Here is a 13,540-nt window from a genome sequence, read left to right as displayed (position 1 = left end):
CCGAACACGGAAAAACACAAAGAACAACGCGGCGTCTTTCAAAAAACTACTTAGCCCGGTTCGCACTGTCACGCCGGACATGACGCCGCTGGAATCAAGAGAAAACAGACCGTTGCAGATGAGTTTCGATGCTCTACCACCGTCTGCTCGCCCTTCAAAGCCTCCAAGGCTACCTTTGCCTTGAATGCCGGGGCATGATTCCTCCTGGGACGCTTGCTCATATCGATCCTCCTTACAGAGTCACTATAGAGCAGTTTTATCACTTATGCACCTGTCCAGTTCCGCCAGACCGGCTATCATTCGAGTGGTCCGATATCAAGCAGGATCTGAAGGCCCTGCAGGAGATCACTCTTGACGACATGGGGAAGAAGCTCGCCATCCGCAGTGTCAATGCCTCGGTTCCTGCGGAAAAGTCTTTCAGGCCATCGGTGTGGCACCCTACCCCGGACGATACGGGAAGTGTCGTGACAGTATCCACTTTTCAAAGAGCAAACACCACATGTGGTGCCAAGAACTTTTCGGGGACACCTATGTCCATGAAATAGAAGAATTATTTTTTTGCAGGTATTAAACTCCAGCAAAAGGTAGCTTTGTAATTCATTGGAAATATTGATCTCTTTGATCATTTAACAAGTTTGATTCAGGCCCTCTTTCTTTCAATACCAAGAATAGATCTCGCCTCAGCGGGATTCGCGACATCTCTGTCGAATTCTTTCGCTATACGTACTATTCGCGCCACCAGCTCCGAGTTGCTTTTTGCGAGAACACCTTTCGAATAATAGATATTGTCTTCCATGCCGACTCTTACATTTCCACCAATAAAAACCGCAACACCCCCGAGGATGAGTTCGTCTCTTCCTATACCAGAGACCGTCCAGTTTGCCTCATGTGGAATAGCATCAATTAAGTGAAACAAGTTTTTTACCGTTGGCGCCATAGCTCCAGGCACTCCAAGAACAAAATCGAAATTAAGCTGACCGGTTACCAGCCCTTTTCTAACAAGCGCCATGGCATTATGGATGTGGCCTTCTTCATACACCTCAAATTCCGGTCTCACGCCACCTTTCTTCATTTCCAAAGCAAGTTCTTCCATGATTGCTACTGAATTAATAAAAACATCCTGACCAAAGTTAATTGATCCCGTATTTAAAGTGGCATATTCCGGCTTTAGCTTTAGTGGCCCACCTCGCTCCTGCGCAGTCATATGGACAGCCCCGCCGGTCGACACTTGAATGATTGCATCACATCCAGTTGATATGATAGCATCTATGTTTTCACGATATCTTTCGGTGCTCTGCGATGGCGAACCATCCGGCTCACGCACATGAAGGTGAATAACAGCAGCTCCTTCTTCCCACGCCCGCTTTGCTTCAATTGCGACCTCTTCCGGTGTGACAGGGAGATAAGGAGTTATCTCTTTCGTTAATTCTGCACCTTGTATCGCTGCAGTAATAATCAGCTTTTTCATTTCTTCAATCCTTTCCTTTATCTAGCCGATCCCGAAAAACTCGTTTTTTCGGATCGTTGAGTTACCCACAAGCTCTTTGATAACCAAAGCGATACCAAGGCCGGTGACAACCGCGAAGTACTGTCTGAGCAATGGGCGCAAAAAAGCAGCAGCAAAGCGCTGCAGCTTCCGGAAGTTCATGCCGGCAACGCAGAGGATCGCATTGATACGGTCGCTTTCGGTTCCCTTCAGACGGTTACGGTCCATACGGTGCTCACGTTTTAAATGACCGATCACCGCACCACGGCGCTTCATCCAGTGCCGGAGGCTCCGCGGGGTTCTGCCTCGACGCCTGATGTCCACATGAATCTGGACATCATCTGTGTACCCGGTAGCCACGGTGCCCCATGTCAACGAAGACATGCTCCGGGGCACCGGCAATAGGCTCAACCTGTGAAAAGACACCGTCAAGGTGTGACCGTCATAGGGATTGCCGTGGATAGTCTGGGGCCGCTTTATCTGGCGGGCATGGGCATAGCGACTCTGCTGCGTGACGAGATGCTTCGATTCTCGGTTGTAGTAGTTCTGGCGCAACACAATACCCCGTTTCACGGATCGATGGGAAAGCGATACTGAAAGAACTTCATGCCCCCCATGCACTGCCAACAGGGATTCTCCACCCAGCCCTGAAGAACGTTTTCATCGCTGAGGTTGTGCATGTACGTGAGGTAATGCAGGGAAACCATCAGGCGGGTGCTGATGGCCGGACGACCCTGATCCGGACTGTAGATCGCGCCGAACAGATCGGCCAGCCGATCCCAGCCAACGGTCCCGGCCGGTTTCATCAGAGGATGACGAGGATCTATGACCTGTGAAAGCTCCGATTGAAACAAGTCTTCTTGCCGATTATGCTGGGCTGATCGCTTTGGTCTCATGGGTATAATTTACAATCTTTCTTTGGCTTTCTTGGTGCATTCTTGCAAAAACATATGGCACAAAAACAAACAAACATATAGCAAATTATATCATATAGATAGAAAAATTTTCAGGACCGACTATCTAGATCACTACATCTAACATTTACATCCAAAAAACTGAGATATTTTCAAGTCACTTGCTCCGTTTGCGCTGGAGTTTCTCCGGGGCTACGCAAACACCTCGCGCTTCTGTAATGATTATAGGGTCATCAAGATAATCAGCAGCCGTAGGTTGTGTGGGATCTTTTAAGGATTGAATAACCTTTTTTGCAACAAATTCTATCTTCCGTGATGTTTTCCCCACTTCTGTTATCCATCCTTTTGCTTCGATAAAATCTCCAGCATAAACAGGACTCAAGAATTTAACTTCATCATATCGAAGAAATAGCCCTTCATCCCCATCATGCCTAATAAGTAATTCAGTCGCTATATCACCGAATAGTTTGAGGATTTTTGCTCCGTCCACCATGTCACCGCCATAGTGAGCGTCAGCTTGAGACATTCTCACCCGTATCGTCGACTCGTATTTTTGCATCTTTTTTCTCCTTTTTGAAACGTTCAAGATTCTTCCGATCGGGATGCTTTCTGAACCTACCACCGCCTTCTATGGTATTGTCGTAGAGAAGGTACCTCGACAGTCATCCCTGTGACTCACGCACATGTACGTGAAGTTCGCTATTTAAAAGAACATCCATTGCCACATATTACTCTCGCGTCAGTCGTGACCGATCCACTCCAGAAGGAGTACCTACTCTTCCGTCAGCTCACCATCGGTTCCTTTGTTTTCTTCCCGTATATTAGGAGGTACTTCCTCTGCTCATTTTTACGAACTGCCTGAGTCTTTCCTCATCCTGTTATTTCTTTATGTCTTTAATTTCCCTTTCTGTACTATTACTTACTACACTTATTCATTAGTTATTTTTTTCAATTGGAGGTATCCCCCGGCAGTCATGGTTAATCTCTGCTGCGGATATACCAGAATTGGGAATAATTCCGATTCTACCATGCACAATCCTTTAACCGAATCACCGCTCTTAAATCGATCGGCGCTATACACATTCACATCAACGTACTTGTCTTCAAAGAAGATTGATCTTCTTTCGTCAGATTCCACATCTCTGTAGCCGGTTTGTTTAGATGCTACTTCAGAATCTGCCTCATTCCCTTTACCACCTGATGCGAGCAAGCTCCATGTAGTAAATTCTACAGCTTCCTCCGGCGAATTTACATAGTACAGTTGAAGATGCTTTTTATGGAAGTCTTGAACCAGTTCCTCGAAATCTTTTTGATCTTCCATTTTTTCAAACGGTATTGCAAGTTCGAACGTCTGATTTGGATATTTAACTGTTACCATATATTCATATTTTCGATATTTTACATCAACATTCTTTTCACCTAAATAGTTGTTCGCTTCAACATATATCTTTTCCAACTCCTTTTTGAGATCCTCTAAACTATATTTTTTTGAATTCACCATGAACTCTTTGCTAATTTTCCTTGACAATCCACTGCTTTTGCCGTCATTGTCAGCGAATATTCCACCTAGAGCCGGCAGGACCACTTCACTGGCACTCAACTCATCCAATATTCTCCCCGCATATAACCCAAATGCTTCATATCCTCCAAATATTGTCAGCTTGCTTGTTTCCAGGCCTTGTGCAATGGCTATGCTTTTGATTTTATTAATGATGCTAAAGCAGGAAACCAAATACATCGACATTGCTGCATTTTCTATAGTCTCTCCAGTTTTTTTGCATACCTCTTCTTCAATAGCTTGTCCTGGCTCTTTGATGCGGTATATCTTTTGATTATTCACCACATTTTCGTTCTTCAAATATCCCAACACAATGTTCGCTTCGTTAACTGATGGACCACTTAGCTCCGCTTTATTCTCATCATGGCTCTTTTGTTTTAGTTTGAATAATCCATACTCATCTACTGTTGCGACTGCTTCGCCACTTGCATTTATGTTTGAGACATCCACTATCGTTGTGTTCTTTATATCAAATTTATGCTCTGAAATTATCGAGCCCATGTCACTGTCAATGCCTTTGTAGTCTACTAGCAATACCCCATTGTCTTCACTGCTATCCATGTATTCTTTTGCGGCTCTGATTGCAAGTGGTGATGCTGTTATCATGCTCGCAGTGTTATTTAACGCATTCTCTATCTCGTTAAATTCCCCATGGTAATCTAAATATTTGATTGTTCCTTTATAACCGCTTATTTGAATGTAATTATCCAAGCTACTCAACAATTCTTTTATCTTTCCCTTGAGCGACGCATCTATTGAGGTAAAAAGCGTTCGCCAATTTTCATCAAGATATGGATACACTTGATGACTTAAGGAGTATTCAAGATTGCTATTTTTTCTTATTATGTCTCCAATTTTGGTTTCATGAGCATTGTTTCTTACGGACCATAGCAAGCAAACCGCAATTGCTTCGACATTTTCACTTATAAGCTCATTCACAACTTTTTTGACTTCATCTTCGTTCAATTCTAATACGATCTTACCGTCACTATCTATTCTCTCACTTACTTCTTTCGTCAATTCGCGCGTGACATACGGTTCGGGATAGTCCAGCCTGAACTCGAACGGACTCTCCTTGTAGCCCATAAATGTCAATATATCTCTGAATCCTTTAGTGCATATAATACCTGTCTTGCTGGTCATTCCGGTTCGTAGATAATCTAGAAATATCGATGTACTAATTTCGATTTCCTTTGTTTCTTTTAACAGATCTTCGACACTTAGTTTATAGAAATTGCTTGCTTGATTAAGCATGCGTTTTAAGTTTTCACAAAAGTCGCCATTTCTATTTGTCGCATCTCTAAATAAATTTGACTTCTCATCTTTCAAATTCAGCGTCAATAAACTGGTATAGTCGTAATCTATATTGACTCGCATCTTCAGATTTACATTCATAATTCGTCTCCTGATCTAAATTTACGTTGTCCCTTGATATTACGCATATATCTCTTCATACAATTTCCTTAAATCATTGTTTTCTCGTAATATTTGTAGTGAAATCTCGTCATGTCCTGCTGTATATCCATTACCCATGACCAATTTTGCATCGCTCTTTATCCCCTCAGCGCCCAGCGTTGCTTTTGTAAAGCTTGTTGCCATGCTGAAGAAATAAGCAATCCCATCATCTTTCGTGGCCATTATTGACGCCATTTCTGTATTCGGTACGTTTACAAGATTATATGTTATATCAGCCATTTCCCCCAAAGTTATTTCGGAAATAGTGTTTTTTAATTGAATTGGAGATTCAGCACTTCTTATTACATGATCACACAAATTCAAGCGCTCGAGACGATCAGCATTATTCGGATTGACTTCAACGCCTATAACTTTACCGGTGATGCCGGCCCTCTTTTTTGCTTCGTAGCAACACAACATTCCTGATTTACCACCAGCACCCATAATGACTACATTCATTCCCGCCGTCACCATCTTCGCGACTTGCGCGGGAGCTCCTGCCACATCAAAGACTGCCAAAGCGAGTGACTCACTCATGTCGTCCGGAAGTTTTGCAAAAATTGACTTTTCGAATATAATGGCCTTTCCATCGATCTCAACTCTATCTTTGTCGATGTATACTTTTTTAATTTTATTTATATACAGTGGGGTGAGCGTCAGGGATACTAACGTCGCAATTTTGTCTCCTTCTACAATATCAACTTTCTCCTTAAGCGACTCCCCGATTCTTTCCACCTTTCCAATAAGCATTCCACCAGACCCTGTTACTGGATTGTGTTGCTTCCCTCTTTCTGCCACTGTCCTCATAATGATTTTTGCAATTTCATTCTCATCTCCGTCAGCCTCTTCTCGAATCTGCGTAAAGCTTGCCGAATCTACATTAAGGGCTGCGACATCAATCATAATTTCATTATCCCAGAATTCTTCCATATTATTATTCAGCTTGTCAGCGGCCTGCGGCAACAGACCCTTTGGTGAAATTACTCTATGGGTTCCATATTCACATCCGTTCATTCCTATATCCTCCCTATAAAATAATTTTGATTTTATTCCGACATTTAGAACATATAGGAGCAACACTCGAGATACAAATAACGTACTCTCCTTATCAACTCAATATTCCTCCAATAAATTTTCAGAATGGGGCTCTCGGTATTTATTGTCAACTTGCTCCTGCTTAAAATTCTAGATTCTTTTCATAATTGTACATTGTCACATATGCTTTGACCAAAGTATTCTCATGAAGCACTCACATTATAATTATTCCTTGCAAACTCAGCAGAAATCCACCCCTGTTTCACTTTTTTAATAACTGCATTAGGATCCCTATCTTTCGGTGATCCATAACCACCTCCACCAGAGGTCAGTGAAACAACCTTTTCACCATTTTTAATAACTTCATTATCTTTTATTATATCAAGATCAATTCGTTTGCCTGACACATCGATTTTAAATATTTCTGATTTCGCAGCATCCTTGCCGCCCAGAACTCCTCTAGGGGGATTTACTATGCAATCTCCATAATATCCTATGGTAATTTCTGTATCAACCGGTCCGAAAGCAACATCTACTCCCGGAGCCCCATCAAACTCTCCTGCTCCAAGGCTGTCTTTTCGAACAGCTACCCTATCTACCAGAATAGGATAATTCCTCTCAAACAACTCGACACTGTCACAGCGCATTGCCCCTCCGGAATCTGGAGTCCCAAACGTTAACCAGCCATCATATCCGAACAGACCGGGGCCACCTCCTGCACCCAAGAAAATTTGAGCGGCATATTTCTCGCCTTCTTTTCTGGGGTTTTTTCCCGAGATCACAGCCCAGTTAGCCAACATACCATTCGCACCCTCGGCAAAACCATATGGCTTGCCCATTTCCACGAACGCCATAGAGACCGCACTAAACGCACGACCAACAATATTAGTTGTTGCAATCGCCGTACTCGCTTCTCGACTCGGCCTCCCAATCACTGTCCCGTCATTCATTTTTATTTTAATGTGTTTATAACTACCTGCATTATGGGGTATTTGCTTAAGGTTACTGAATACCCCCCAGTATGCGGCAGCAGACAGAGTAGCTTCTGATACATTAAATCCGAAGGGCAGGTTCTTGGTTTTGTTGCCCGTAAAATCCACTGTGACAGTCTTTTCTTTCGGATTAACTATCACTTTAGCCTTTACTTCTACTCCGTCAGGAGCAACATCCCATATCGGATCATGTTTTATTGTAATTTCATTTTCCATCTTAGGCAATTTTCCTATTTCGTCTGCCATTAGACGGTCACTATAATTTAGAATCCAGCTTATGTACTCTTTTACCTTTTCAACACCGTATTCATCACATATTGCAATTAACTCTCTCTCCGCAGTTCTTACGGCACTGAGTTGGCCTAAATAGTCACCGTAGTACCGGTCTGGCACGCGATTTCTATACATTATCATCCTAATTAAATCTTTTCTGTCCTCGTAACCGGATTGAATCTGCATAATAGGATAATGTAACCCTTCCTCGTATATATTTTTTGCTTTCGCTGGATATGAGGTAGGTAATGGAGCACCCAAGTCAGACTGGTGCGCTCTATTAATTGCCCAGAACATCAGTTCGTTATCGTAGAATACCGGAACTGCCAGCGTGTAATCTGCATGATGAGTTCCTCCTGCATGGGCAGAATTTGTTAAATAGCAATCACCTGGCTTGATATTTTCTTCTCCTACCAGTTTAAACACGGCTTCAGGCACTAAGTGTAGCGCCGCCAAATGAGTTGGATCGCCTTCTTCCACTATGAATTCACCGCCGTCCCCGAGTGTAACTCCAGACGAATAGTCCTTCCCGACATTTAATTGAGATGATCTCGCTGTCTTATGCAACACCTGGTCCATAGTCGGAGGAATTAAACCAAATCGTAAGTTCAGTAATGAAATATCGTATAATTTTAACAGCTTCATATGTCTTCGCTCTCCTTCCATACTTATTTAAATCTGGCCTAATCTTTTCAATCTTTTAATGAGTCAAGAATCTTTCAAGTATTAACCTTGACGGTCCCGTAAAAAGTCCAAATTTTCCAAAAGCAGCTTTATAACTCATTGGAAATATTGGGCTCGATTTTCAAAATTCGCCATTTTTCGACTTTTTACCTAGCTCGTCAAACTTTATTTCTTAGAGAAACGTCTTTCGTTCATGGAATGGTTGTCTTCTTCCCGTTGAACGCTTTCCCCTGACTCAACCAGTAGCGGTTCTTGACTGTTGCCCTGCTTGACTGTCGAAAAATCCTCTGGATGTTGAAGCCTGCCCGATATCGCAGACAAAAATCTCTACCATGGCAGTTGGCGCATCTACACACCTTGCACATCCTCGTGGTGGAACCATTGCTTTCAACGTGGTTTCCTTGGAATCAGGCACTTTTTCCGTGATTGATCACGGCGGTCGATACTAGTTTCGTCGCTTGCACCAAGTAATGGCTATGACAGCGTAGAGATGCAACACAATCTCTATAGCGGGACTCCCTTGCCTTTGTCTTGTTTGTACAGCTCGAATTATCCAGGCAATTGGATTGGGAAGAATTCCACACTGCCGCCTCGCATTGTCTCACCTTCGTGCTTCAAAAGAGCAACCCGACACCCGATTTTTGAGCAGTCCCGTTTTTGTGATACTCCGCGCTGACAGGGTACAGAGTTTGCGCATTAACCGCTTCTTCTGCACGACGAAAATTACCGTTCGTCTACAGGCCCTGATCAATCGCATCCATCCTTGTGAGTCGGTTACTTTTTCGTTCTCTCCACAATGCTGAAGGTCTTTCCAAGGCTTTATTTGAAAGAACCATGATTGATGATCCCGTAAAAAGTCCAAATTTTCCAAAGGCAACTTTGCAACTCACTGAAAATATTGGGCTCGATTTTCAAAATTCACCATTTTTTGATTTTTTACGAACTCGTCATGACTAACCAACTACTAGAAATGGTTGTCTCTAAACTACCAATACGGAATACTTCTGTCCAATGGATATATCGGCAGAAGTATTCCGTACACTTGTGGTATCCGATTAACATTAATATTGCTCTTCACCTCTTACATCCGCAGAAGAGTCTGGCAAGGGGGATTGCTAAATTATCCGGTTAGCCCTACGACCACCTCTCGAAGCTAATCCCCTTTTTGCCCAGATTACATCTTCATTCCGCACACACTCTGCTTGCAGTCAATGGCTCTTTATTATAATGAAGCTAGCTAGGCATTGCGCCGCCGAACTGCTAAATTAGCAAATCCCTTTTTCTTGTTTGTTATCAATTTATTTAATCTACATCCACCTTGAATACGGGGCTGAAACCCTTAGGTGCAACGATTGCGTCCATTGGAAATTCGTCAAAATTATTTTGTGTCAGGATTTGAACATTAGCCCCCATAACATCTGGAATTTCATCTATGTTTTTATCTCCATTTAGCACATCAACTAGAATGTTCATCGCTAATCGAGCCTGATATACTCCTTGCGTAGAGCTACCGGCCAATATATCGCCCGTCTTGATCCAAGGAATTACGTAATCTGACAGGTCAACAGATACTATCTTTATCTTACCTTTGAACCCTTTTTCCCTGATAGGAATGATGGCTACACCAGCCGCAAGAGCATCTCCTGCGATATAGTGCACTTTGTCACCAAATGTCATCAAAACATCTTCAATCATTTTGATTTGCAGCTCTTTTGCCATTTCCCCCCATTTCACTGCAAGATTTTCTACAGGAATTGGAGACTCATCTATTGCCTGCTTAAATCCCTTCCATGAATATTCAGCCCATGCTGCACCTGCCGGACCAGGGAAATATGCCGTATTTACTTTTTTCAATCCATTCTTCTGAGCATCCTCTATAATCAGTTTGCCGGCGGCATATCCCATCTGCACAAAACTGGTTCCAACTTTTGTTACAAGCTCATCAGTCCGGCAATCATTTAAGAGCTCTACAACGGGAATTCCCTGTTGGTGTAGTTTCGCTATAGCATTATCTTGAGCCGTATAACTTAACGGCACTATAATGACGCCATCAACACCTTTTACCGCCAAATCTTCCAATTGATCAATCTGTTTTATGTTGTTTTCATAGCCTCCCGCACTCAGAAGCGTCATAGAAACTCCTAGTCGCTTTGCCTCTTCAGCGATACCGTAGGCGGGACCCAGCCAATAGGGATCCTTCAAGTGCGGAAACAAAACACCAATCCTAAATGGCTTTTTTGCCTTCATCGGTGGGGTGTATTGTTCGTAACTTACAACACCCGATTCCATTTTTTCGCCGATACCGACGTTTTGCGGAGCATCTGTAACGGTGAATATTTCCAAAGGCCACCATTGTTTTTCTTCCGCGTTCGCATTTGAGAATGCAATTAACGAGAAGAAGACACACATTAGAATCAATACTACCGTTTTTCTCATAGTTCATTTCTCCTTTTTTTGTTCTATTTATCTGCCCGGATGCATATACCTGTCGAAAATTATTGCCATGAGCAGAAATACTCCCATAACAACCTCTTGACCATACGCACCCAAGTTCATTAAATTCATACCATTGCCCAATATCCCTATCAGAATAACTCCCATTAAAGCTCCCGGGACATTACCAGCACCTCCGCCAACAGCAACACCCCCTATAACGCACGCGACAAGGGAAGTCATCATCATGGTATGCCCCAACGTCGGCTCTCCTGAAGATACACGAGCACTCAACATAATTCCTGTCAATGCCGCCATAAAACCTGAAATACCATAAGCAATCAACTTATATTTCATGTTCGACAAACCAGACAAGACGGCCGCGTTAATATTTCCACCAATAGCCCACATATGCCTCCCCAAGGGCGTCATGTTATATAATACATACATCACGAGTGCTATCAAAACACTCACAATTACCGGAGACGGCAGACCTAAGAACGTTCCATAACCAAAGATGGCTGAAAACTTCTCCGTAAAGCCGTAAACAGGGGCCCCCGATGAGATCATGAGAGTAATTCCATTGATTATCCCCATCATTCCTAATGTTGCGATAAACGGAGACACATTGAACGTCGCGACAATAAAACCATTTAACAGACCTACTATGGTACCGACAGTAAGCCCGACCAATATACCAACTATTATTGCTACCGCTGGATCCGATATTTCTAACATGACCATGGTTGATATGATACTCACCAAAGCAGCAACTGCCCCTACAGACAGATCGAAACCACCCACTATTAACACACACATCTGCCCTAACGACATTATTGCAAGATATGTGGATTGACGAGCAACTGACAGAGCATTATCAGCCGTTAAAAATACGGGGTTCATTAAAGCAAAGAAAACCACAATGGAAACAAACAAGCCTAACTGTATTCCAAGTTTTCCATATTTTCCAAAAATGCTAGCCATTGTATTCGCGTTCTTGATTTTCATAAGCAATTAATCTCCGGTCATTATTTTTCATTCCTACTCAATACCAAAGTAGCTATTCAACAATTTCACACGCGAAGCCTCTTCATGCTCAAATGTATTAAATATTGCATGCTCATGCATGGTTATTATTCTGTGTGAAATATTCAATAGTTCATCAAGTTCAGACGTTATCATCACGATCGAGACATTGTTTTGAGACAATTCGTGCAGTAGTTTGTATATTTCCCCCTTTGCATGTATGTCAATACCGTGCGTCACTTCATCAAAAATAATTAATTTTGCTTTTTTCAAAAGACCCCTTGATACCAACGTTTTCTTTTGGTTTCCTCCGCTCATGTACAAAACCATTTTAGACGTGTCCTTAGGGACAATACTCAACTTATGGACGTTTTCCGTAACCTCCATTTTTTCTCTTTTTTTTTGGAGGAATCCCGTTTTAGTAAAACTCTTCAACGACAATATGGATTGATTTTCTAGTTGTGGTCGTCCCATAAATAATATTTTTGTTTTATCTGCAGGAAAATATACAATCCCTTTACTCAACATACGATTCGGGCTTGCTTTGCCTATTTCTTCTCCAAACACCTTCACATGACCGCTGACTATTTTTTCGAGACCAAACAGAAGCCTTCCGACTTTGTCTTTGCCGGATCCCTCTAGCCCTCCAACACCCAATATCTCACCCTCTCTAATATCAAAATTTAAATTTTTTAATCCTCCCGCTGTCGCGACATTCACTACTTCGAGTATTTTCTTGCCCTCGATTTTTCTCAAAGGCGGATAACTCATTCCCGTTTCATACCCTGTAATCAATCGGATTAAATTATCTTCAGTTATATCTTGCTTTGAATCGAGGGTCGTTATAGTGTGTCCATCTCGCAATACGGTCAGCCTGTCACACACCTTCTTGATTTCATCAATCCGATGTGAAATATATATTATACCCACTCCATTTCGTTTTAGTCGTTCAATCAAATTATATAATACGGCCATCTCCTCGTCAGTTAAAGATGCCGATGGCTCATCCAAAACGATTACGCTTGCATCATAAATGACGGCCTTTGCAATCTCTACAAGTTGCTGTTTTGCTATGCTCAGATTGCTGACTTCAACGTCCAATATGTCTTTGATATCAAGACCTTCCTTTTCCGTCCTATCCACAACATACTTTCGCATTAAATGCTTATTTAGAATACCTTTATTTGCAAATTCTCGGCCCAAAAAAATATTGTCAAGTACTGTTAATTGCGGGACCAGACTTCTTTCCTGATGACAGCAACTTATCCCTCTTTGCCTGGCGTCATATGCGTTCTTTATGGAAACTTCCTCGTTGTTGATGTATATTTTCCCCTCTGTCGGAGGATAAACGCCTGACAGCACTTTAATCAATGTCGTTTTCCCAGCCCCATTTTCACCAAACAAAACATGAGTCTCGCCTGCTCGCAATTCAAAATTCGCACCCTTGAGAGCAACAACACCTGGAAACTTTTTGGTTATGCCCTCCATCCTAATCAAGGAATCATTTCTTAAATTATCTGCGCCCATAAACTGACTCTCTCTTTTTTAGTATTTAATTTTGATGGTCCCGTAAAAAGTCATGCGGCGTTTTTACAGGTTTTAGTTCTGGATTCAGTCGCCGCGTTGAAAATAGTGTTGAGCCAGTGCCTGGTGCTCATGAAACGCTCTTTGACAGTCATAATAA

At 42.4% G+C, this 13,540-nt stretch carries 11 protein-coding genes and 1 pseudogene; 1 reads left to right on the top strand and 11 read right to left on the bottom strand.

Going from position 1 to position 13,540, the window contains the following annotated elements; translation table 11 throughout:
* Positions 1-68: 68 nt before the first annotated feature.
* From M0Q23_08675 to M0Q23_08665, 3 genes and pseudogenes are all read right to left on the bottom strand, one after another.
* Positions 69-263, bottom strand: coding sequence for a hypothetical protein (locus M0Q23_08675; GenBank protein ID MCK9528693.1), 195 nt, complete (start codon positions 261-263; stop codon positions 69-71).
* 377 nt (positions 264-640) lie between these two features.
* Positions 641-1,468: a 3-keto-5-aminohexanoate cleavage protein gene (locus M0Q23_08670; GenBank protein MCK9528692.1), complete on the bottom strand. Its 828-nt coding sequence runs from the start codon at positions 1,466-1,468 to the stop codon at positions 641-643.
* A gap of 162 nt (positions 1,469-1,630) precedes the next feature.
* Positions 1,631-1,822: pseudogene (locus M0Q23_08665) on the bottom strand (transposase).
* Positions 1,823-1,921: 99 nt separating this feature from the next.
* Between M0Q23_08665 and M0Q23_08660 the strand changes: the two are divergent.
* Positions 1,922-2,083, top strand: coding sequence for a hypothetical protein (locus M0Q23_08660; protein MCK9528691.1), 162 nt, complete (start codon positions 1,922-1,924; stop codon positions 2,081-2,083).
* On the opposite strand, the gene M0Q23_08655 is transcribed toward M0Q23_08660, so the two are convergent.
* The 8 genes from M0Q23_08655 to M0Q23_08620 all read right to left on the bottom strand — a co-directional run bounded on the left by M0Q23_08655 (position 2,056) and on the right by M0Q23_08620 (position 13,383).
* The gene (locus M0Q23_08655; GenBank protein ID MCK9528690.1) at positions 2,056-2,382 is read right to left on the bottom strand and encodes a transposase; all 327 of its coding nucleotides are present in this window, start codon (positions 2,380-2,382) and stop codon (positions 2,056-2,058) included. The two genes, M0Q23_08660 and M0Q23_08655, sit on opposite strands and share 28 nt — an antisense overlap.
* Positions 2,383-2,557: 175 nt before the next feature.
* Positions 2,558-2,959 carry a hotdog fold thioesterase gene (locus M0Q23_08650; GenBank protein ID MCK9528689.1) on the bottom strand — a complete coding sequence of 134 codons (402 nt, stop codon included), beginning with the start codon at positions 2,957-2,959 and terminating at the stop codon, positions 2,558-2,560.
* A gap of 369 nt (positions 2,960-3,328) precedes the next feature.
* The gene (locus M0Q23_08645; protein ID MCK9528688.1) at positions 3,329-5,353 is read right to left on the bottom strand and encodes a hypothetical protein; all 2,025 of its coding nucleotides are present in this window, start codon (positions 5,351-5,353) and stop codon (positions 3,329-3,331) included.
* 39 nt (positions 5,354-5,392) lie between these two features.
* Complete coding sequence (locus M0Q23_08640) at positions 5,393-6,427, bottom strand: L-erythro-3,5-diaminohexanoate dehydrogenase (GenBank protein MCK9528687.1); 1,035 nt, start codon at positions 6,425-6,427, stop codon at positions 5,393-5,395.
* Between the two features lie 224 nt (positions 6,428-6,651).
* On the bottom strand, positions 6,652-8,358 hold the full coding sequence (locus tag M0Q23_08635; GenBank protein MCK9528686.1) for a hydantoinase B/oxoprolinase family protein: 1,707 nt from the start codon (positions 8,356-8,358) through the stop codon (positions 6,652-6,654).
* A gap of 1,341 nt (positions 8,359-9,699) precedes the next feature.
* A complete protein-coding gene (gene torT / locus M0Q23_08630) occupies positions 9,700-10,833 on the bottom strand; it encodes a TMAO reductase system periplasmic protein TorT (protein ID MCK9528685.1) in 1,134 nt (377 codons plus the stop codon).
* 27 nt (positions 10,834-10,860) lie between these two features.
* A complete protein-coding gene (locus tag M0Q23_08625) occupies positions 10,861-11,838 on the bottom strand; it encodes an ABC transporter permease (protein ID MCK9528684.1) in 978 nt (325 codons plus the stop codon).
* Positions 11,839-11,871: 33 nt separating this feature from the next.
* Positions 11,872-13,383 carry a sugar ABC transporter ATP-binding protein gene (locus M0Q23_08620; protein ID MCK9528683.1) on the bottom strand — a complete coding sequence of 504 codons (1,512 nt, stop codon included), beginning with the start codon at positions 13,381-13,383 and terminating at the stop codon, positions 11,872-11,874.
* Between the last annotated feature and the right edge of the window lie 157 nt (positions 13,384-13,540).

This window comes from Syntrophales bacterium, assembly GCA_023228425.1.
Taxonomy (GTDB): Bacteria; Desulfobacterota; Syntrophia; order Syntrophales; family UBA2210; genus MLS-D.
This window is presented reverse-complemented; position numbering and strand designations above follow the sequence as displayed.

Coding starts and splice junctions, on each gene's coding strand:
- M0Q23_08670 (MCK9528692.1), bottom strand. CDS start 1,468: ATGAAAAAGCTGATTATTACTGCAGCGATACAAGGTGCAGAATTAACG.
- M0Q23_08655 (MCK9528690.1), bottom strand. CDS start 2,382: ATGAGACCAAAGCGATCAGCCCAGCATAATCGGCAAGAAGACTTGTTT.
- M0Q23_08650 (MCK9528689.1), bottom strand. CDS start 2,959: ATGCAAAAATACGAGTCGACGATACGGGTGAGAATGTCTCAAGCTGAC.
- M0Q23_08645 (MCK9528688.1), bottom strand. CDS start 5,353: ATGAATGTAAATCTGAAGATGCGAGTCAATATAGATTACGACTATACC.
- M0Q23_08640 (MCK9528687.1), bottom strand. CDS start 6,427: ATGAACGGATGTGAATATGGAACCCATAGAGTAATTTCACCAAAGGGT.
- M0Q23_08635 (MCK9528686.1), bottom strand. CDS start 8,358: ATGAAGCTGTTAAAATTATACGATATTTCATTACTGAACTTACGATTT.
- torT (MCK9528685.1), bottom strand. CDS start 10,833: ATGAGAAAAACGGTAGTATTGATTCTAATGTGTGTCTTCTTCTCGTTA.
- M0Q23_08625 (MCK9528684.1), bottom strand. CDS start 11,838: ATGAAAATCAAGAACGCGAATACAATGGCTAGCATTTTTGGAAAATAT.
- M0Q23_08620 (MCK9528683.1), bottom strand. CDS start 13,383: ATGGGCGCAGATAATTTAAGAAATGATTCCTTGATTAGGATGGAGGGC.